General features: G+C 38.9%; 17 protein-coding genes and 2 pseudogenes. 8 read left to right on the forward strand and 11 right to left on the reverse strand.

The genetic code is table 11. From position 1 onward, the window contains the following. Nucleotides 1–244: 244 nt before the first annotated feature. Nucleotides 245–3817: a hypothetical protein gene (locus QNM16_RS03970; RefSeq protein ID WP_284019291.1), complete on the forward strand. Its 3573-nt coding sequence runs from the start codon at nucleotides 245–247 to the stop codon at nucleotides 3815–3817. 142 nt (nucleotides 3818–3959) lie between these two features. Here QNM16_RS03970 and QNM16_RS03975 read toward each other — a convergent pair. Further along, nucleotides 3960–4088 (reverse strand): annotated as a pseudogene (locus QNM16_RS03975) (IS30 family transposase); the annotation flags it as partial. 38 nt (nucleotides 4089–4126) lie between these two features. Beyond that, nucleotides 4127–4243 (reverse strand): annotated as a pseudogene (locus tag QNM16_RS26475) (IS30 family transposase); the annotation flags it as partial. Nucleotides 4244–4687: 444 nt separating this feature from the next. On the opposite strand from QNM16_RS26475, the gene QNM16_RS03980 reads away from it, so the two are divergent. The 6 genes from QNM16_RS03980 to QNM16_RS04005 all read left to right on the forward strand — a co-directional run bounded on the left by QNM16_RS03980 (nucleotide 4688) and on the right by QNM16_RS04005 (nucleotide 11344). After that, the gene (locus tag QNM16_RS03980) at nucleotides 4688–4828 is read left to right on the forward strand and encodes a hypothetical protein (protein WP_284019292.1); all 141 of its coding nucleotides are present in this window, start codon (nucleotides 4688–4690) and stop codon (nucleotides 4826–4828) included. 397 nt (nucleotides 4829–5225) lie between these two features. Next, entirely contained in the window at nucleotides 5226–7136 is a 1911-nt protein-coding gene (amt, locus tag QNM16_RS03985; protein WP_284019293.1) for an ammonium transporter, read from the forward strand. Nucleotides 7137–7455: 319 nt separating this feature from the next. Continuing rightward, entirely contained in the window at nucleotides 7456–8673 is a 1218-nt protein-coding gene (locus QNM16_RS03990; protein ID WP_284019294.1) for a hypothetical protein, read from the forward strand. A gap of 267 nt (nucleotides 8674–8940) precedes the next feature. Next, the gene (locus tag QNM16_RS03995) at nucleotides 8941–9219 is read left to right on the forward strand and encodes a hypothetical protein (RefSeq protein WP_284019295.1); all 279 of its coding nucleotides are present in this window, start codon (nucleotides 8941–8943) and stop codon (nucleotides 9217–9219) included. Nucleotides 9220–9546: 327 nt separating this feature from the next. After that, nucleotides 9547–9957: a S8 family serine peptidase gene (locus QNM16_RS04000; protein WP_284019296.1), complete on the forward strand. Its 411-nt coding sequence runs from the start codon at nucleotides 9547–9549 to the stop codon at nucleotides 9955–9957. Between the two features lie 481 nt (nucleotides 9958–10438). Next, nucleotides 10439–11344 (forward strand): ABC transporter substrate-binding protein, encoded by a 906-nt coding sequence (locus tag QNM16_RS04005; RefSeq protein WP_284019297.1) that lies wholly within the window; start codon nucleotides 10439–10441, stop codon nucleotides 11342–11344. Between the two features lie 68 nt (nucleotides 11345–11412). Here QNM16_RS04005 and QNM16_RS04010 read toward each other — a convergent pair whose 3' ends face one another. After that, nucleotides 11413–11619 carry a hypothetical protein gene (locus tag QNM16_RS04010; RefSeq protein WP_284019298.1) on the reverse strand — a complete coding sequence of 69 codons (207 nt, stop codon included), beginning with the start codon at nucleotides 11617–11619 and terminating at the stop codon, nucleotides 11413–11415. A 243-nt stretch (nucleotides 11620–11862) separates the two neighbouring features. Further along, nucleotides 11863–12675 carry a sulfite exporter TauE/SafE family protein gene (locus tag QNM16_RS04015; RefSeq protein WP_284019299.1) on the reverse strand — a complete coding sequence of 271 codons (813 nt, stop codon included), beginning with the start codon at nucleotides 12673–12675 and terminating at the stop codon, nucleotides 11863–11865. Nucleotides 12676–13080: 405 nt separating this feature from the next. Here QNM16_RS04015 and QNM16_RS04020 point away from each other — a divergent pair, with 405 nt between their 5' ends. Further along, entirely contained in the window at nucleotides 13081–14055 is a 975-nt protein-coding gene (locus tag QNM16_RS04020) for a DUF1852 domain-containing protein (protein ID WP_284019300.1), read from the forward strand. Between the two features lie 93 nt (nucleotides 14056–14148). Here the strand turns inward: QNM16_RS04020 and QNM16_RS04025 are convergent, their stop codons facing one another. The 7 genes from QNM16_RS04025 to pxpB all read right to left on the reverse strand — a co-directional run bounded on the left by QNM16_RS04025 (nucleotide 14149) and on the right by pxpB (nucleotide 20635). Further along, nucleotides 14149–14622, reverse strand: a complete 474-nt coding sequence (locus QNM16_RS04025; RefSeq protein WP_284019301.1) for a peroxiredoxin — start codon at nucleotides 14620–14622, stop codon at nucleotides 14149–14151. A gap of 142 nt (nucleotides 14623–14764) precedes the next feature. Continuing rightward, nucleotides 14765–16438: an asparagine synthase B gene (gene asnB, locus QNM16_RS04030; protein ID WP_284019302.1), complete on the reverse strand. Its 1674-nt coding sequence runs from the start codon at nucleotides 16436–16438 to the stop codon at nucleotides 14765–14767. A 200-nt stretch (nucleotides 16439–16638) separates the two neighbouring features. Further along, nucleotides 16639–17301: a pyroglutamyl-peptidase I gene (gene pcp, locus QNM16_RS04035; protein ID WP_284019303.1), complete on the reverse strand. Its 663-nt coding sequence runs from the start codon at nucleotides 17299–17301 to the stop codon at nucleotides 16639–16641. Then, nucleotides 17294–18316 carry a DUF979 domain-containing protein gene (locus QNM16_RS04040; RefSeq protein WP_284019304.1) on the reverse strand — a complete coding sequence of 341 codons (1023 nt, stop codon included), beginning with the start codon at nucleotides 18314–18316 and terminating at the stop codon, nucleotides 17294–17296. The genes pcp and QNM16_RS04040 overlap by 8 nt, the downstream gene beginning before the upstream one ends. Next, the gene (locus tag QNM16_RS04045; protein ID WP_284019305.1) at nucleotides 18313–19050 is read right to left on the reverse strand and encodes a DUF969 domain-containing protein; all 738 of its coding nucleotides are present in this window, start codon (nucleotides 19048–19050) and stop codon (nucleotides 18313–18315) included. Before QNM16_RS04045 ends, QNM16_RS04040 begins: the two co-directional genes overlap by 4 nt. Next, complete coding sequence (locus QNM16_RS04050) at nucleotides 19047–19985, reverse strand: 5-oxoprolinase subunit C family protein (RefSeq protein WP_284019306.1); 939 nt, start codon at nucleotides 19983–19985, stop codon at nucleotides 19047–19049. The genes QNM16_RS04045 and QNM16_RS04050 overlap by 4 nt, the downstream gene beginning before the upstream one ends. After that, on the reverse strand, nucleotides 19979–20635 hold the full coding sequence (gene pxpB, locus QNM16_RS04055; RefSeq protein ID WP_284019307.1) for a 5-oxoprolinase subunit PxpB: 657 nt from the start codon (nucleotides 20633–20635) through the stop codon (nucleotides 19979–19981). Before pxpB ends, QNM16_RS04050 begins: the two co-directional genes overlap by 7 nt. Nucleotides 20636–20769 lie beyond the last annotated feature (134 nt).

The following is a 20769-nucleotide window of genomic DNA, read 5'->3' on the forward strand; positions in this document are numbered from 1 at the left end:
CATTGCAATGTAATTGCTAGGTTTGTAATTAATATAGTTTAATATAAAGCACACCTATAACCCTAGATATAAACAATAGTAAAACCTACTTTCAATATAGCTTCATTTATTTTCACATCTCAGGATTTTCAATTCCATTTCTGGCGGTTATTCCATCACTTTATTTATGTAATTTTGATAATCACTTTGTTTTTGGGTACAATTATTTTTTAATCAATGGAAGGCCTAAAAGGACTTTAAAAGTATGAAAAAATTTAAACATTCATCTATCGCGTTCGCTTTATCAATAGTACTGGCAGGTTGCGGTGGTGGATCTGGAGGTGATGAGCCATCAGCAGCGAGCGTTGCATCTGATACTCTGCAGAATTCAAAAGGCAAAACATTTGCTGAGTTAGAATCAGCTGCGAATTCACTTGTTCAGAGCCGATATACCGGTCAAGAAAGTAAGGCAGAGATAACTCCTGAGCTTGTTCAAAAAGCTTTTGTTTACATGCTCGATGATTCGGCTACCTCATTTACAGATTTTGATTTTCCCAGTATTGAAAATCATGTTAAAAGTGATGGAACAATAAGTGGTACGGAGCGCTGTGCAAATGGTGGTACAGTTAATTATTCTGGTTCTGTAAAGGAATCTGGTGAAGGCGAAATTTCTGCGAAATTTACTAATTGCTCTAATTATTCCAACACGACTATTACAGGCAGTATTACTGTCAAAAGCTCAGTTGACACCAACGAGCTCGGTATTTACTTCGATGCGCTTGAAATGTTCTCCGAGGGTGAGTCGCAAAAGTTAACTGGAAGTTTAAAGGCGGCTCAAAGTGACCTAGGTGTTCATAATGGCTCTGTCAATGTTACTCATAACATTCTTCTCGAGAATCAAAATGGTGATCAAATTGTCTCTCAGCTAAGTGCTAACGATGACTCAATTGATGACAGGACTGACGAGCTAAACTTGTCAGGCACCATTAAGTTTAACAACTCTGGCATTTTGACTGTTAATGCAAAAGATTTAACAGGTTATTCGCCAAGTTTTAGAAGTGGTGAAATTAAGTTTACTGGCAAGAATTCAAGTGCCACTATTTCATTTTCGAACAGTTTTCCTATTTATTATCTAGACACCGACTTAGATAATCAACATGACTTAGGCACATATATCACGAATATTCACGAATTTGTATTTGGTAATCAAACAAATCTTAACCCAGTGCCACTTGATATTATGTCATTACCACCTGCGGCAGATAGCCCTTACTATGCCGGTTACATGCCAGATACGACAATGCCTATCACCGTTGAAGCTGGTAATTATTGGGATGAAGATACACCGATAGAAGACTTGACTGTTAGCTTCGAGTGGTATGTTAATGACGAATTAGTCGAAGGGCAATACACGAATACGCTGCCAGCAGGGATTGCAGTTTTTGGCGATGTATTAGAAGTCGCGATGAAGGTATCTGATGGAGCGAGTTCAGTTCTTAGTTATCGAACGTCAATTACTTTATCAGATGCTCCAAATTTCGTTGAAGTAACGGGTCTTCCGGACGCCATTTCTCCGGATCAGCGTGTTGTGTTTACTGCTAAAGTTGTTGATCCAGACAATAAGCTAGCGGCTCAAACAGATGCATTAATTGCTTCTCCAGAAGGCGTCACAGTTGACGAAAATGGCCAAATAACTTGGACTACGCCATCTGAAATGTTGTTTTCATCTCAGGACTATTTCTTTACTTTTGCAACTGGAGATGAGTCAAATCCGAGTGAGGTGAGTCTTAGCGTTAAAGTTAACTCTCAAAAATCATTACCGATTGCACGCTCAGGTGTCGAAGTTCCTAAAATGCAAAACAATTTCATAATTGATGACTTTGACGGTGACAAAAAGAATGAAATACTTACGACCGATAATTCAAATCGGGTGATGTTAATCACATATAACAATCAAACCCCCGAGCAAAAGTGGTTATATCCTTATTCACTTGCTGAAAATAGCACTATTAAGAGCGTTTTTGCGGCTAATACAGATAACGATTCTGAGAAGGAAATTTATGTTCTTACAGGATCTGGTTTGAGTGTTATTGATGATTTAAATTCAGAAGCTCGCACACTCTTAAGTTTCGAAAAAGAGGCCGTGTCTGGCGCATTTAGAGATATAAATAACGATGGTGTGCCTGAGTTGGCTGTTTTGCTTCAGCATGAAGATAGCTATTATTCAGCAAGAACGCTTGCTGTATATTCTTTAGAAAACCCAGATGAGCCATTATTTGAAACTGTTTTAGACAGCGCAAACATCGTGAGTTTTGGTAATGTCGATACAGACGAAAACGTAGAGCTTATTGTAGACTCAGGTCTAGTATACGATAGCGCAACTTGGGAAAACCAATGGTTAAGTAGCAATGCGTTCGGTGAAAACCACTTTATTCTTGCTGATATCAATGGCGATGGTATTGATGAAATTATTGGCAGTAGCTATGGCGTAACTGTTTATTCCGCAGTTGATAAAGCGCAACTTGCTAGTTTAGATAGTTACAATAATAATTGTAAAATAGCCGCCGCTAATCTAGATAATGATGCAAGTGATGAACTTATTATTGGACAATGCCAATGGGGTAAATTGCATGCCTATAAATATGATAGTGAAAATGCACTTACCGAGCTGTGGAATGCTGATTCGGTAGACAATGATACAGCATCATTTCAGGTAGGTGATAGTGATAATGACGGAAAACTTGAAATCATATGGGGTTCTGGCATTTATGATTCAGGTGCTGATAAGTTAGTCACGGCGGATATCAATAGCGATAGCGTTTCGGTCAGACAAGAGCAAATAGCACCTCAGCTTGATAGCTTTGTATCAGCAGGGTGGGCTGAAGGGGCTGGAAATATTGAAAAAGCCATTTTCTATGTGCCAAATAGCAACTCTGGCTATGATGGTGGACGTGTAGTTCAGATGACAGAAAATGGTGAATTCACCCCATCAGATGAAATTTCAACTAATTGGAATGACGATCAAGCCACAATTACTGCTGACTTTGACAATGACGGTTTTTCAGAGTTATTGCTCCCGAATACAGCACTTTATAGTACATCTTTGGGGGTGATGGACCTTACTACTTATGATATTTCTTATGAGTTGCCAATTGATTCTAATGACAGATTGGTTGGTGTTGATGCTGCTGACATAAATGGTGACAATATTCCTGATGCAATTTATAGCACGCGAAGTAATGTCAAAGTTGTGGATGTAAATAACCAAACTTTACTATCTAGTTTTGTAGTTTCTGGCCAGATAAAAGATTTTAGTCTTGCTGAAAATGATGCTGTAAATATGGTGGTAGCGTCTGATGAATTAACTTTACTCTCATTCTCTAATGGCGGTTTTTCTGAGAAAAGTAAATTAGATCAAAGGTGTACTCAGGTAGAGTATTTTAATTTTGATAGTGATGCTGAGCTAGAAGTTGCATGTTTATATAATGAAGATGAGTATTACTCAGATAGTAACTTATCACTTATAGTGTATGAAGTTAATGGCGATGGGTTCGAGCAGGTGCATAAAAAAGCACTGAATGAAAATGTCATTGATTTTACGGTTTCTCCAGCAACTAAAAACCACCAACAGCTTATATTTGCGACTCAAAGTGTTGATAGTTGGAGCAATGCTACACATTCGAACGTATTATTTACAGACTCTTCTGGTAATAAAATAAGCCGAAGCCCAAATTTACTTGGTAGGCCTTCAAAAGATGCATTAAAGGTTAGATTAGATGAACAAGGGAAGCTCAATTTACTTATTTCTACTTCATCTGCGATGTATCAAGTTCACTAGAGAGGTTGTAGTGTAATCTTAAAGGCGATCGAGTTCTAAATATATAAGCCCTAGCAGAAATGCTAGGGCTTTTTTCTTGATTAAATGCCTGAATTAAACTCCGAAGTGCGACACTCTTTAATATCAAGCAGCCATAACCTTGTTATTTAAAAATAATTGCTGGTTGCTTGAACCCTAAACACTTTCTGGAGGGGTAGTTAAACCTTGATTGAGCGAGCCGAATATTTTCATCTGTTACTTGTCTTAAATCCATACCCTTTTTTACATATTGCCATTTGCGTTTGCGCCTAGCTCCCAAGAGCTTTATAGATACACCGTTGCACGTTGGCACTTCACTTTTTTTGCTATTTCAAAGATTGGAATTCTTGGTTCTTAAAGGGCCGTAACTTGGTATCTTCTTCCCTCGGTCAGCTGCTGATAACTCACAGTAGTAACGCTTGTTTCTTTGGCGAGAAGGACGTGCCACTTTCGGCAGTTTGCTTCCTTCTCTACACCTTTCTATGAGTGTTGCAGTTATTATCTGAAATCAGGTGTATTTAGCCTGAAATGTAGATGCGTAAATTTAGATTAACTTATGAAAAAATCAATATTCGGGAAAAAAACAAAAAATATAAATTTTATCATTATTTTTTATTTTCTTTTGTTTTAAATTAAATTTTTCATAATTTATTATTGTGATTTTTTTGAACTTATACGAGGCTTGCTTTGGATAGGTTTAAATCTATCTTTTTAAGTTTTTTTGATTCAATGTTGTTATATGTGATAACTATAAAAAATATATGAATATAAATAAAGGTGGTAAGGTGTTTGTGGGTCAAATAAGAAATATACAAAGACCTTTCTTAGCTTTAAAAATTTAAGGAGAATTTTATGCTATTAAATAAAAAAACTAAAGTAATTTTCAAGTCTAACGTTGTAAGTTTAAAATCAAAGGACTTACTTGATAAAGTCAGCGGTGGTCGCGGAGGTGGTAGCATCGTACTTGTTGATGAGAATGGACGCATTGTTTGATTCTCATAAAGATATTAACTGAAAGTTAATTTTGTGGAGCTGCTTTACTTTTTGAGTTATAAATTTTAAAGGTTGCGGCTCTTATTATAATCTGTGCTCTTTAATTTAAAAATTTATTTTAAAATTATTTTTGGGGTGGGAGTATATTATTTTTAAAATGTAAAAGCCATTTTTTAATGGAGTTATAAAAGACATATTTTTACCATCATTACCCTCACTTTTACTGTTATTAGCGTTTGCGTTAAAAAATGGTTTTTTGGATCAAACTTTATTCGTGAATTATGCTAGAGCTTGCTCGTTACTCGAAAAGCAATTGGGTGTTGCAAGTTTCATCTGGAGAATTATTAAGAGCTTGTCTAAGCTCCTTATATGAAGTACCTATCCACTTGGGACATCTTTGGCAAATATTGAAATAGACCCGCAAACAATATCAATCACTTGGACATTGTTATGTACTGCGCTGGTGTTACTGATGCAACCTGGGTTCACTTGCTTCGAAAGCGGATTGGTAAGAAGCAAAAACAACATTAATGTTGCTTTGAAAAATGTAGCTGACTTTTGCATCAGTGGTGTATGTTTTTGGCTTATTGGATATGGCCTGATGTATGGAGCAAGTCAAAGTGGCTTATTTGGTACAGAACAGTTCGCTTTAAATAGTTATGATGACCCAAGTGTACTTGCCTTCTTTTTATTTCAAATGATGTTTTGTGGCACTGCTGCAACAATCTTATCAGGTGCTGTTGCTGAGCGAATGCGGTTTTCCGGCTATATAATCTGTTCGTTTCTTACTGCAACTATTTTGTTCCCTATTGTAGGTCATTGGATTTGGCATGGTAAACATTTTACGCAAGCCCCATTAGGTTGGTTATTCGAGCTTGGTTTTATTGATTTCGCTGGCGCTACAGTAGTGCATAGTGTTGGCGGCTGGATAGCATTAGTTGCTCTGATAATCGTAGGGCCAAGATTAGGCCGCTTCACAAGTGAGGGAGAGCCTAAAGAATTGTATTGTCAAAATCTGCCTCTTTCGGCGTTAGGTACTTTTTTACTTTTTATCGGTTGGTTTGGCTTTAATGGAGGGAGCGTTCATACACCTAATTTAGAACTTGCTAGAGTGTTTTCTAACACAGCTCTTTCTGCTTGTGCAGGTGGTGTAAGTGCATTGCTGTTATCATGGAATCTGCACTCTATGCAAGGCATACGCTATGTTCTGAACGGACTACTCGCCGGCTTAGTCGCTATTTCGGCCTGCGCGGATCTGGTGAATTTACCATCAGCTATTGTAATCGGTGCCATAGCTGGTTGCATCAGTGTTTTATTAGGCGATTTATTGGAGAAATTTAAAATAGATGATGTAGTTAGTGCAGTACCTGTTCATCTTGGTGGTGGTATATGGGGGACGTTGGCTGTTGCCTTTTTTGTGCCGATTGAAAAGTTAAAACTTGAAACACACACTGAACAACTTATTGTTCAATTACTTGGTATTTGTGTGAGTGCTGTTTGGGTTTGCGGTATTGGCTTTGTTGCGCTTTGGTTAATCAATTTTTTTCATCCACTTCGAGTTTCAGCACAAACTGAAACGATTGGTTTAAACTTTGGAGAGCATGGTATGAAAGATGAACTAATCGATTTAATGGAGCAATTTGACAAAATTGCCAAAAATGAAAGCAACCCTCAACACCTCAACGTCGATCATGGTTCAAATAATGCCTCTTTATGTATGACTTATAATTATCTTTTAGATCATACTAGTCGACATTTTAAAGCAAGAGAGGATGAACTTTTGCGTCTAGCTAGCTTAGATCCACTAACGGGGATCCCAAATAGGCGAGTGTATGAACAAGCCCTGCGTGATACATTTGAGAGGAGCTGTGAGCAAAAACAGCACTTTTGTTTATTGGTAATCGATATTGATAATTTCAAGCAATATAATGATCATTATGGCCATCAACTTGGTGATTACTGTATACAAAATGTTTGCCAAGCACTATCTAACGGGTTAACGGTAAAGAATGGGCTACTCGCTCGAATTGGCGGTGAAGAGTTTGCCATAATAATGCCAAATACTCGGTTAAAAAATGCAAAAAATGTCGCTCAAAACATATGCCGTGCAGTAAGTGAACTCGAAATTCCACATCGAGCGGCTCAAGGTGAGTTTGTTACTGTGAGTATAGGTGGTACGTGCTGGGACTATACTCGGGAAGTGAACGTCAAACAGTTATTTGATGAAGCAGATAGAGCGCTTTTTCATGCGAAACGTAACGGGCGAAACCAAGTCTTTTTTAGTAGTGATGACGATGCTTTGGGCTAGCAATTAATTATTTAAATTCACGCATACTATCCTTGTAAATATATTTTACATTATCTCTTCTCATTACTCTTATTCTTTTAGATTACAATTGCTTATGCTTGACTGTTTATCATAGTGAAACAAATTGATTTTTATTCATAACCTCATATCTCTTATTTCTTTGAACCTGTAAAGGGTATAACCTATTTAGGAACATTCAATAATAACCAGTAAAAAGCGAAGAAATAAGAAGGCCATTTTTTGATTTTGTTTAAATTATAAACATGGAAACTTGGCCATCTGATATTTCTCTCATTCTTTATAAGAAGAAAGGAAAAAAATGAGAAAGTCTATTATGTTTATGTCGGTTCTATCGGCAATAAGTATTCAATCAGTAGCAGCACATACTCACAGCACCGGTTTTTATGCAGACAAAGAGAGTAATCAAGTAATTACATTTGCTCCTCAGTCTATGAAGCTTAAAGAAATACTAAATACAATTGGCGATAGCCCTTATCCAATTGATAAGGCTGGTCAAGGGCAAGTGTATGTTACAACAAGAAACACACAATCACTGGATATAATTTCAAGTTCAACATTAGAAATAGGGGATGTAATTCCTCTTAGCCATTATCCTCGTTCGGTTACTTATAACAACAGTAAAAAGTTAGCAGCTGTATCAGGAACAAAAAAAGCAGTAACAAGCATTATTGATACAACTACAAATGAGGTTGTTGCAACAGTGGGTAATGAGGCGATTATTACACCAACAGATTTTGGTGGAGGCCTAGCTACTGGCCATCCTTATTGGTTAAGCGACTCTTTGTTTTTAATTTTAGATAGAGCTAGGAGGTCTCTGGAATTATATGAGGTTTCATCTCATCAGGGGGAATATGTTGTTTCTCACAAATTCTCTCTTGCGACGCCAACATCTGTACATCATATATTAGCAGCACCAAATACAAGTGGCTCTGATCAAGATGTATTTTATGCTGTACTAGAAGGGGCCCCTAAACAAGGGATAGCTCCTGGGGTTATGGCATTTGAGCTGTCAGATAAGAAAATCTATCAAAAACAAATTAAGTTGGTCCCAACGTTAGACATAGATGTACAAAAAATGGGGGCGCATCATGCGTCATTTCACCCTGATGGCGTTCACATATACTTAGGCTCAAATGAAGGAAAAACATATGTAATCAATAAGGTATCTATGGAGATTGTATCTATTATAGAAACTGGTACAGGGAATGGACATACAACGATGATCCCAGGTCGAATGTTAGCGGTGTCGACAAATCACACAGACACATTTATGACTGTAATTGATTTAAACACGCATAGTAAAATTGCAAATATTGATGTAAGTCCACCAGCTTCTTCGCCAAGTCGAAAAACACAATCACATACATCGTCTTTTGATCCTCGCAACGATAGGTATTTTTATACTGCCGCCAGTGATGATGGTCGAATTATTGAAATTGACCTTGAAACACTTACTATTTCTCGCGAAATTGATATGCCTGGAAGTTACCCAATACAGGGGACTTATATTTGGTAATATAATAGTTAAAAAGCACTGCCAAATTTAACAGGCAGTGCGTTCTTCACTGTCTAAGCCAGACTTCAAACCAAACTCATTAAATCTAAATTTTATTTAATTTATTCTATTTTATTTTTGTTTTTGACTCTAATGAAAATTAAGTTGAATTTTATTAAAATCACTATTTAAATATGAGGTTGCGTATAGCCAAGGGGTAAACCAGCTTATTTTAGAGGTGAATTAATTAAATCATTAAGTGTGGATAGTGATTAAAATATTTTATTAATGAAGTTGGATAGCGCTGAAATTGAACAAATAGAAAAAATTTCATCAATCGATATAGGAAATAATGATGCCATTTATAGGCTCGATTCAATTGAAAAGAATAGTTCCTCTAAAATAACTGATGAAGTCTATATACCTCAAAAAGATAGTAGTGATCCTAGGTATGAGAAATTAAAAAATAACGAGGTCATAAATTCTGATGCTAAATTAATACAGTTTGAATTGGTATCAGAGCCGGATAATAGGGCATTGAAGTTTGTATTACAGATTCTGGTATAGCCGGCGAACACAATGAGTTTTCAACAACAAGTTTAGACAGCACCCATAACAGTTATGTTGAATTTTGTTATAACGATAGTGCCGATCATGTTACCGCGTTTTTAGGTGTTATTTCTGCAAACGAAAATGAACAAGCCATTGTTGGTATTGTACAAAGTGGCGCTTTTGACCTTTTTATTCAGAAGCTTTCTTTATCTAGTGATAGAGAAAATTCAGAGGTTAGGCGCTCAGACTTAATTTAGTCAATCGAGATTTGTGCCAGTCGAGGGATATACATTATAAATATTTCACTGGCTGATCAGTTTTATTCCAAAGCATTACGAGGTTGTGATTGATAGGGTAATCAGTGCAGGCATTTTAATTATTGCTGAAGCAGGAAATTATGACTCAACAAGCCGACCGGATATTGATGCTCCTTTGTATCCGGCTGCTTATAGAAGCGTGATGTCAGTCGGAGCAGTTGATGAAAATAAGTTGCAAACGAGATTTTCTCCTGTTAACCCAATTCTTGAAATATGTGCACTAGGTAGTAAGACTCTGTCTACTATTGATAGCACTTATAGAGAAATAAACGACTTTTACTATCAAACTAACGAAGGTGTTTTTAAACAATCAAATCGATTTGCTTTTACTAAAGTGAATATCGGGACGACCCCGATGTCATATAAATCTAGACTTGAGCCTGCGTGTTTTCAAAGTTTGAGCTTGGAAACTTTTCATACTAATTTTATCAGCTGACTTTCAATGACTCTAAAGGGTATAGCTAAGTTAGATACTGCAACAAAAGCCTTTAAAGAATCAGGAGGAAATGCGCTTTTCACATACTTCGATATACCCGTTATGTTGATTACGGGGCATCATGAATTTGGCTACGCCACCTTTATCGTACTGCATTTCAGACAATAAATATTTCAGGTAAGATTGATTGTTATAGGTAATAGTCATTCAGATAGGCTAAATAAATTTGTGACCTACTTGTTTTTAATATTCTGACTAATTGGCATACGTATCTAAATATTTCATTACACTGTATTGGCTTAGACACCACTCTTGTGTTCCGCACAACCATCGAATTAGTTCCTCGATTAATGGGGACTTGAAACTTCAGCTATACTATACCAGCTAGTTTGTTTATAAATCATTGGCGTAAAACTGTGTTGGTAATATGTGTATGCGATTTATTAAGGTTACACTCTATCTATGTATGTGTTGGCTATTTTTGTCAAACACATACGCATCAAACAAAACAGATGTAATCTCTATTCCTTTAAATAACTGGATGAGCCAGCGAGTACTTTCTCATGCTTTAGGCAATATTATTGAGGGCTACGGCTATACAGTCACATATCATGATATGCCTGCAAGCGATCAATGGGGCGCGATGCAAAAAGGTTTAGTTCACTTTCAAATTGAAATTTGGCAACAGTCAATGTCGGGCCAGTATAATAGGATGGTCGCTAATAACATGATAGTAGATTTAGGCGTACATAGTGTCGTTGTACGTGAGGAGTGGTGGTACCCTAAATATGTAGAAGAGTTGTGCCCTGGTTTACCAGACTGGCAGGCACTTAATAAGTGTTCAAAGCTGTTTTCTAAAGACTCTGATCCGTCAAAAGGGGTGTTTTATACTATTGATTGGAATTATCAAGATGCCGATCTGATCAGAGCATTGGACATGAATTTTACGATTGAAAGGTTGCAAAATGAAGAAGCTCTTTGGCAAAAACTTGAAGAGGCTTGGTTAAATAAAAAGCCCATAATACTGATCAATTGGACGCCAAATTGGACTGATTTACATATTCCTGGTCGTTTTGTCGAGTTTCCGACTTATTCTATAGAGTGTGAAACTGATGTCAGTTGGGGTATAAACCCAAACCTGTTGCATGATTGTGGTAACCCCAAAAAAGGGTGGTTAAGAAAAGCTGGGTGGCCACAGTTAGAAAAGTCATATCCATGTGTTTATGATTTGATAAAAAAAATTGATTTTTCGCAAAGAATGATAGCGGACGCTGCATCTTTTGCCGTTTTTGATGGTAATAGTGAGGCTAAAGCTGCAAAGCGATGGGCCATTAAGTACCGTAATGATATTGCCAAGTGGGTGGATACCTCGTGTTCTACACAATAGATATCACATAGCTATATTTTTCATAAAATCAATAGATTATCAAAGTTGGTATATAGTTTAATAAGTCGTTAACTGATTACTAGTTGTGGTGTGCCATTATCGCTTACGCATTTGTAATATGCAGTTTGCACTGAACGAGGATTGTAATGCTCTTCACTCCAAGCAACTTTTCCTTGTTTATAACATAGTACATAAGTAGATGTACGGGCTTGTGCAGATGAATACGCTGAGCACATCATAAAGGTTAGCAGTGTCAGTAAAAACGACTTTATCATTATTCTTATCTCTATTATTCAGTAAATTTAAATCTGTAGAGCATTCTTGAACATATTTGCACTTTTGTAAATCTTTTGTTTTGAAAATGAGTATTTTAATTATAATTTTTAAATTTTTGCGAGTTGCTATGTGGTCTTAACAGGCTATGCAGCTTTTAAATTGCGTGGTTAGTGTAATTGTTAACTAAACAGCCCCAAATAAATGTTGAGGCTGGTTTTAGTGATTTGATTACAGTAGAAAGGTTAGCTTAGTGCCATATTACCAGCCATGATCACCAGTAATGCGGCAAATATTTTCTTTACAGTAGATACTGGTAGATGGTTAGTTGCTTTTGCGCCTAATGGTGCAGTAAACCAAGATGTGCATACGATACCAAGTAATGCTGGTAAATACACAAACCCTAAAAATCCATCGTCAACGCTAAAGTGATTTACTCCTGAGCTGATATAACCTACAGAGCCAAACAAAGCTATTACTATGCCACACGTAGATGAACAACCTATTGCTTTTTTCATGTTAACAGAAAAATATGTAAGTAAGGGCACAAGTAAAGCGCCACCGCCAATACCAATCATGGCAGACAATCCGCCTGTGATGGTTGTGAAAATGGTTAAAATGCCTTTATTTGGCATTAGACGCTTTTCGTTTTCTTCGCGTTTATTACTGCTATAGAGCATTTTAAGAGCAATCAGCGTAACACATAAAGCAAATACCCCTTTCACTACTTCCTCTGGCAGTAAGGAAGCCATAAAGCCGCTGAGTAAAGCACCAAACGCGACGCCTGTCATGATCCAAGGTGCCAATTCCCATGGCACATTTCCATTTTTATGATGTGCAAGTGCTGAGGAAGTCGATGTAAATAATATCGACGCAAGTGAGGTTGCTATGGCCGCTATAACAACTTGGTTAGGTGGTAGTATTTCAAACTGAAGTAAAATAATACTCAAAATTGGTACTATCACCAACCCGCCCCCGATACCAAGCAAACCAGCGAGGAAGCCAACACCACTGCCAAGCAATGCGCAGTATAGGATCAACAAAAGCAATTCACTCATTCAACTTATCTCTTATTATAATTTAGGTTGCAATACTACAGCATTGAAATGGGGCTAGCATCTCGTATTTTTAGAATTGAAAATACGTATTTTCAATCGAAAATTTCATAATGTGACGTCTAAAGCTAATTTAAATCAATGGTTTATATGGCTATAGGTATTGGTTTTATGATGTATTAATTTTTCTCATGTCCAATTTGAATTAATAACATTTTTAAATTTTTAGCTATAAGAGTATAAATAACTCATCGCATAGCTCTAGACGTCTAAAAGTCCAAAGGTATTAAATCTTAAATTCACCATTGGGTCGTATTTAAGGAGGATAAGCCGCAGCTTGAAATAAAAAGCCCGATAGAGCGAGACATAAATTTAGGGTCACCTAACCAATTTGGATGTAAGAACACTATGAGCAAAGAATTCACATTTACAATCAAAAGCCTCCGTTTAGACGAAAATTATCACCCTGCAAATAGCACGCGTATTACGACTAACTTCGCAAATTTAGCAAGAGGTGAAAGCCGCCAAGCTAATCTGCGTAACGCATTGAAGATGATTGATAACAGTTTTAATGCGCTGGCACATTGGGACAATGCGCAGGGCGACCGCTATTCAGTAGAGCTTGAAATTGTCTCTGTGGATATTGATGTGGATGGCGGTGGAGAAACGTTTCCTTCTATCGAGGTATTAAAAACGTATGTCATAGATAATAAGACTGGCGAGCGTATAGAGGGAATTGTTGGTAACAACTTTTCATCCTATGTACGAGATTACGATTTCAGCGTTAGACTGCTTGCTTACAATAAAGATAAGCCACAGTTCAGTATTCCTGAAGACTTCGGTGATTTGCACGGAAAGCTGTTTCAATATTTCGTGAATTCTGAGGCGTATAAGCAAAACTTTAAAAAGCCACCTGTGATTTGTTTAAGTGTTTCAGATAATAAAACATATCACAGAACTGACAATCAACATCCAGTGTTGGGCTTTGAATACTTGCCAAATGAGTCGTCATTAACTGAGCAGTACTTTAAAAAAATGGGCTTACAGGTACGTTATTTCATGCCGCCAAACAGCGCTGCACCATTTGCATTTTACTTCTTCGGTGACTTGCTAAATGATTACTCAAACTTGGAGCTTATCAGCACAATCAGTACGATGGGTACATTCCAAAGAATTTATCGCCCAGAAATTTATAATGCCAATGCCATCGCTGGTGCTGTTTATAAGCCAAACTTGAAAAACTTAGATCACTCGCTCACACAGATTGTGTATGACCGGGAAGAGCGTAGTCGCCTTGCGATTGAGCAGGGTAAATTTGCTGAAGAGCACTTTATTAAACCGTACCAAACTATCCTTGAGCAGTGGTCAGCGAATTACGCTTAGTAGGGACTTGACTAGGTAAGAGCAAACGCATCAGCCCTAGTACTTTAATAAGTCAAACGAAAGAATGGTTCTTTCGTTTGACGATATCAGTGATTAAAGTGCTTCTAAAATTACTTCTGCTTTACTGACTTCAAATGTTTTTGGTGCTTCAACATTTAGTTGGGTTACAACACCGTTCTCGACAACCATCGCATAGCGTTGTGAGCGCACGCCACCAAAAGTCTCAGTATCCATTTCAAGGCCTAATGCTTTGGTAAAGCTTGCATCGCCATCGCCCAACATTAATAGCGCTTCAGCATTGTGTGCTTCGCCCCAAGCCTTCATAACAAAAGCATCGTTGACTGATACACAAATAATGCTATCAACGCCTTTTGCTTTAATTTTATCAGCAAGTGCGACGAAACCCGGTAAATGCGAAGCAGAACAGGTTGGTGTGAAAGCACCAGGTACAGCAAAAACCACTACTTTTTTATTTGCAAAAAGCGCATCTGATGTATGGTTTTGCATACCATCAGCAGTAAGTTCTGTTAATACCGACTCAGGAATGCGTTGTCCTTGTTCAATCATTGTTTTTTCTCTATTAGATTAAGATGTTTGCAAGTGTAGTATGTAAAAGCAAAGATAAAAACCGATAATGTGAAGGGTTATTTAAGCAGCCTAGTAATTGATTTTTATAGGCTGCTTAAATTATCAGCAAATAGGGTGGAGGCTACTGCTTTTGCATATATGCGTCGTTGTGCACGTTTGCGGCACGACCCGACGGATCCGCATTGTTCTCAAAGCTTGCATCCCAAGCAAGTGCTTCAGGCGTAGAACACGCAACAGATTTGCCATGAGGCACACATTTAGCTGCGGCATCTCCCGGGAAATGCTCTTCGAAGATGGTTCTATAGAAGTACGCTTCTTTACTGTCGGGCGTATTAATTGGGAAACGATAATGTGCATTCGCTATATCTTGATCAGACACTTGTGCCTCAGCGTAATCACGTAACGAGTCAATCCAAGAATACCCAACGCCATCTGAGAATTGCTCTTTTTGACGCCAAAGCACATCATCAGGGATATAACCATCAAAGCCTTCGCGGATCACATGTTTTTCAATACGGCCATCCTTACACATCTTATATTCAGGATTGGTACGCATGGCGATATCTACAAACTCTTTATCCAAAAAAGGTACTCTTGCTTCAACACCCCAAGCGGCCATAGATTTGTTCGCACGCAGGCAATCAAACATGTGTAACTTTGATACTTTACGGTTAAGCTCTTCGTGGAACTCTTTACTGTTCGGTGCTTTGTGGAAATACAAATAGCCACCAAATAGCTCGTCCGCCCCCTCACCAGATAACACCATTTTGATCCCCATGGCTTTGATATACCTTGCCATTAAATACATGGGCGTGGATGCACGAATAGTCGTTACATCGTATGTTTCCAGATGATATACAACTTCTTTAAGCGCATCTAAACCTTGTTGTACTGTAAAATGAATAGGGTGGTGAACGGTACCAATTTGGTCAGCAACTTTTTGTGCTGCGGCTAAATCTGGCGATCCCTTAAGACCAATAGAGAAAGAGTGCAATTTGGGCCACCATGCATCACTGGCATCATTGTCTTCAATTCGTTTAGCGGCATATTGTTGAGTAATTGCAGAGATAACAGATGAGTCTAAGCCACCAGATAAAAGTACGCCATAAGGCACGTCACACATCAGTTGTCTTTTAACAGCTGCTTCTAAGCCATTTTTAACATCGAGTGCACTTGCTGGGTTATCCTTGACGGCATCATAGTTTTGCCAGTCACGTTGATAGTATTTGTGATACGTGCCTTCTTTTGAATATAAGTAATGACCGGGAGGAAACTCTTCTATTTGATTACAAATTGGCGTTAGGGCTTTCATTTCACTGGCAACATAAAAATTACCGTGTTGGTCGCGACCGGTATACAGTGGAATTATCCCTATATGATCTCGACCAATAAGATAAGCGTCTTGCTCTTCGTCATACAAACAAAAAGCAAAAATACCGTTCAAATCATCTAAAAACTCTGGTCCTTTTTGCTTGTATAGTGCCAGAATAACCTCACAGTCAGACTTAGTTTGAAATTCGAATGGGGCTTCTAATTGCTCAGCCAGTGCTTTGTGGTTATAGATTTCACCATTGACTGCTAAAACATGGGTTTTCTCTGGGTTATAAAGAGGTTGTGCACCACTGGCGACACCGACGATAGCAAGTCGTTCGTGTACTAAAATAGCTTTGTCGCTTGAATATACCCCTGACCAGTCTGGTCCTCGGTGTCTAAGTTTTTTAGACATTTCTATTGCTTGTGCTCTGAGCTTATCAGCTGAGCCTTGAATTTCTAATACACCAAATATTGAACACATAGTACCCTCATTCCTGTTACGACACCCAGCTGTTATGCACTGACTTGGTGGCTTATCACTGCGATATATTGTTATTTTTTATAAAGCTTAAACTATAACTAACAGAAAACTTTGGCTAAGTCACACAGAAAATTTTAAACATAAAAGAAGGAAATAGAGGGACGTTTTGGTGCATTTCTGCACCAAAATAAAGCAAGGTCTTAGTGGGTTGTGCCAGCTGCAATGGCTAAGTCTTGGTCGTGAGCCAAAGCAGACGCAATCATGGCTTTTAGTGCTGCAATGACAGTAGACTCCGCCATACTTGGTGCACCACCATGGTGCACTGCTTGTTCAGGCAAATATGGAATATGTATAAATCCACCTTTCAAATTAGCCTTGTGTGTTTCGATATAGTGGCATAATCCATACATCACATGATTACACACATAGGTGCCAGCGGTATTTGAAATACTGGCGGGAATGTGCGCTTCATGTAAATCCCAGAGCATCTGTTTGATCGGCAGCTTGGCAAATACTGCCGCCGGACCGTCTTTAATAACAGGTGTATCTATTGGCTGGTGGCCTGCATTGTCTTTTATCCTTGCATCGTTGATATTGATGGCAATACGCTCGATGGTGATGTCACTTCTGCCGCCAGCTTGACCGACACATAAAACGAGATTTGGCTCATGCAGCGCGATACTGTTGTAAAGAGACTCAAGGGATGTATCAAATTCACAAGGAAGTTCACGTGTCACCACCATGTGGCCTTCAATTATTAACCCTTCTAGTTTTTGTACGGCTTGCCATGATGGGTTTATCTCTTCGCCACCAAAAGGTTCAAAACCAGTAATTAATACCGTCGGGTGATTCGGTTTAGTCATTAAATATTACCCCGTACATTAAGAAAATATTGATGATGAGTAGAGCGATCGCAGTCGGAATTTGTACTTTGATCACTTGGTATTTATCTTTTAAATCAAGCAGCGCTGCAGGCACGATGTTAAAGTTTGCGGCCATTGGCGTCATCAGCGTACCGCAGTATCCCGAGTACATGCCAATCGCTACCAGAGGTGCTGGACTTGCACCGTGTCCCTGAATTAAAAATGGTACGGCGATACCTGCGGTCATTACCGGAAATGCAGCAAACGCGTTACCCATAACCATGGTAAACAGTGCCATACCAACACAATAAAGCACAACCAGCATAAAGCGATTATCTGGCGAAATAAACATAGTGACAATATCTTGGATCGCAGTGCCGGTGTTCGCTACAATAAATACGCCACCAAGCATGGCCAACATTTGCGGCAAAATAGCAGCCCAACCGATGGAGTCCACAAGGCGTCTAGACTCGCCAATTGCTTGAATTGGGCTACCAGAGGTGAACTTCCATGCCACCAACAAAGCGCCACCACAAGCGAGTGTTAATGACGCCAAAGTTAGGTGATTTTGGTCAAATAAGTAGGTACCACCTAGGTTAATGCCGCCTAAGAATAAGGTACAAATTACCGTAATGATTGGAATGAGTACAGCTGGAATAAATAACTTGTTGCCGATTGATTTTGCACTTTGGTCGAGTTCTTCATCACTTGGGGTGTAATAAGTGCCCATGGAGACTTTGCCCATGCCTGCAAGCAGGGCGATGATGATGACACTCACACCAACCCATTGGTATGTTAGTGTTTCGCCAATGAGGGCAATTGATAGATCGCCAAATAAAAATACGTTACCAAACAACATCCAAAATAGGGCGGTGGTGTAGCGTTTGGGGTGTCCTTTATCTTGAAGTGTTTTGACAACGAGGAATAGTACTAAAAAGCCGATCAGCAAATAAATATTTTCAATGGAAAGTAATGCCGGTGCCTCAGCCTGTGATGAATGATTTACTGCGCTCATGCTGGTTCCTCTGACGTTGCTGATTTGTTTTGTGCTTCTTGTTGTCTGATTTCAGCAATTTTGTTGCAAATCTTGGCTTCAAGTCGAGCAAGGCGGAATAAATGCACGATAAGCGCGAAAATAGCAGTCGGGATAGCCCACAAGCCGATGTGCAGTGGTTCAATACCTGCAATGCCATTTTCTTTCAAAAACGCATCCATCAGTAATACTGCGCCAAAGGCGATAAAAATATCTTCGCCAAAAAATACCGCAATGTTATCGCAGGCAGCAGAGTGTGCACTGATCATATCTTTCACTTCTTTTGGCAGTTTTCCATGCTGGTTTGCAGCTGCACCCAACGCCATGGGAGCGAGCAGTGGACGTACAGTTTGTGCCTGACCTGCGAGGCTTAATAGCCCAAGCGCTGCGGACGATTCACGCACGACAAAGTACATACCTAATATTCTGGCAGTGGTTGCGCCTTTAATGTTAGCAATCCAATTTTTAGCACGGTTTTGCAAGCCATAGCGCTCTAAAATAGCAATCACGGGTAAGATGAGTAAGAAGCTGGCAAGTTGCCTTGAATTCATAAACTTTTCGCCAAAGGTGGCAAGTAATTCAGAAAAGTTGAGGTCTACTGCCCACCCTGTAATGAGACCGGCTGCGGTGACCACCAATAATGGGTTGAATCGCAGGGCAAAGCCCAATACGACAACCAATATCCCCGTTAATGGGAGTAAGTTTAGTTCTGTCATGAGTTTTTCTTATTGTGATGTTGTACAGCAATTTCTAGCTGTGCTAAGTGTTGTAATTGTTGTGTTGTCGCTTCTAAGGCCTGTGATCTATCCACGACGACAAAATTGCAAGTTTGACCTGCACTAAGTTGACTTAACAGTCTTAGGTCCGCCTCAATGACTTGACCAATGATTGGATAACCCCCCGTCGTTTGACAGTCATTTAAAAGCACAATGGGTTCACCGTTTGGCGGTAATTGTATTGTGCCAGGGCAAACCCCCTGGCTTGCAATACTCAAGTCATGAGTCAGGTCTATATCGTTTGATAATCTAACCCCCATACGATTGCTTTGCGGTAATACTTGCCAACTCTTTTCGAACACGCATTGCTGCTTGTCTTTTGCCAGTAAGTCTATGTGCGGTCCAGCAATGATACGTATTGTATCGGTATATTCAGGCAAAGCCGCGCCAATAGAGTTAAGTACTGAGTTGGGTACATAATCCAGTTCTTCACCATCGCTTAATGCTTTACCGCTTAAACCACCAAACCCTGCTTGTATGTCTGTAGAGCAGGAATTCATGACACAGGGCAGTGAAGAGAAGCCATTTTGAATCGCAAAATATGCTCTGAGTCCTGTTTTGCTCGTTGAAAATGTTAAAATATCGCCTTCATTAGCATGATAACGCCAGCCAGCGGTTATTGGTTGTCCAGATAGCTTTGCACCAAGGTCTGCACCTGTGATAGCAAAGTTTGTTGGCTTATTAAACTTAAACTGACACAAACCCACAGTTATCTCGAGAACAGGGGTTTCTTTTGGGTTACTTAGTAATATATTGGCACTTTTAGCTGCTAATTGATCTAATACACCGGACTGGGAAACACCCAAGTGTCTAAAGCCCATTCTTCCTAAATCTTGTATACATGTTTGAATACCAGATTTTAAGATTGTTAGCATATGCCCTCCGTGCTTGGTAAAAATTTCACCACATCTCCAGGTTGTAAAATACTGGGTGAATCTAAATTATGATTGAATAATACGGTGTCTGTGTGACCAATCAATCTCCAACCACCAGGGGATTCGCTCGGGTACACAGCGGTTAAGTCTTGTGCGATGGCCACAGAGCCTTTTGGTACATGGGTTCTTGGTGACTCTAGCCTTGGCAAGTGCAATTTAGGGTGTAAATCTCCAAGGTAGGCGAAGCCGGGCAAAAACCCCAAAAACTTCACTTGATAGCTGCATTGGCTATGCAGTTCAACAACTTGTGATTGTGACAAACCAGTCAAAGAGGCAACTGATTGAAGGTCTGGCCCGTAATGCTTGCCATAATGTGTCAAAATTGTATGGACAGTTGGCTCAAATGATTCTGGCTCAATGTTTTGCCAGGCATCTTGCATTTTATCTAACCAGTATTCTGGATCTTGAGAGTGCATCAAATAGCCAGTGATTGTGGTTTTTGCTGGGACTATATCAATAAAGACTTTTTGTTCGCGCATCCACGCGTGTAGCGCGAAAAGCTTGTTTTGTTGATACTGAGATAGGTTACCTTGCGTGATCTCTAAAACGAGTGCACGCTCGCCTAGAATGTAGATCTTGTTGTTATTCATTACGTTGTCTTTATTATATTTTGCAACACGATTTTCTTATTATTTTAGCGTTGTCATATCATGTTAATATGCATGTTTAATATACATATTTATGGTGTGCGAGGCTACACAATTAGAAATAACAAAAAAGGCCA

The sequence above is a fragment of the Pseudoalteromonas umbrosa genome (assembly GCF_030125375.1).
Lineage (GTDB): Bacteria > Pseudomonadota > Gammaproteobacteria > Enterobacterales > Alteromonadaceae > Pseudoalteromonas > Pseudoalteromonas umbrosa.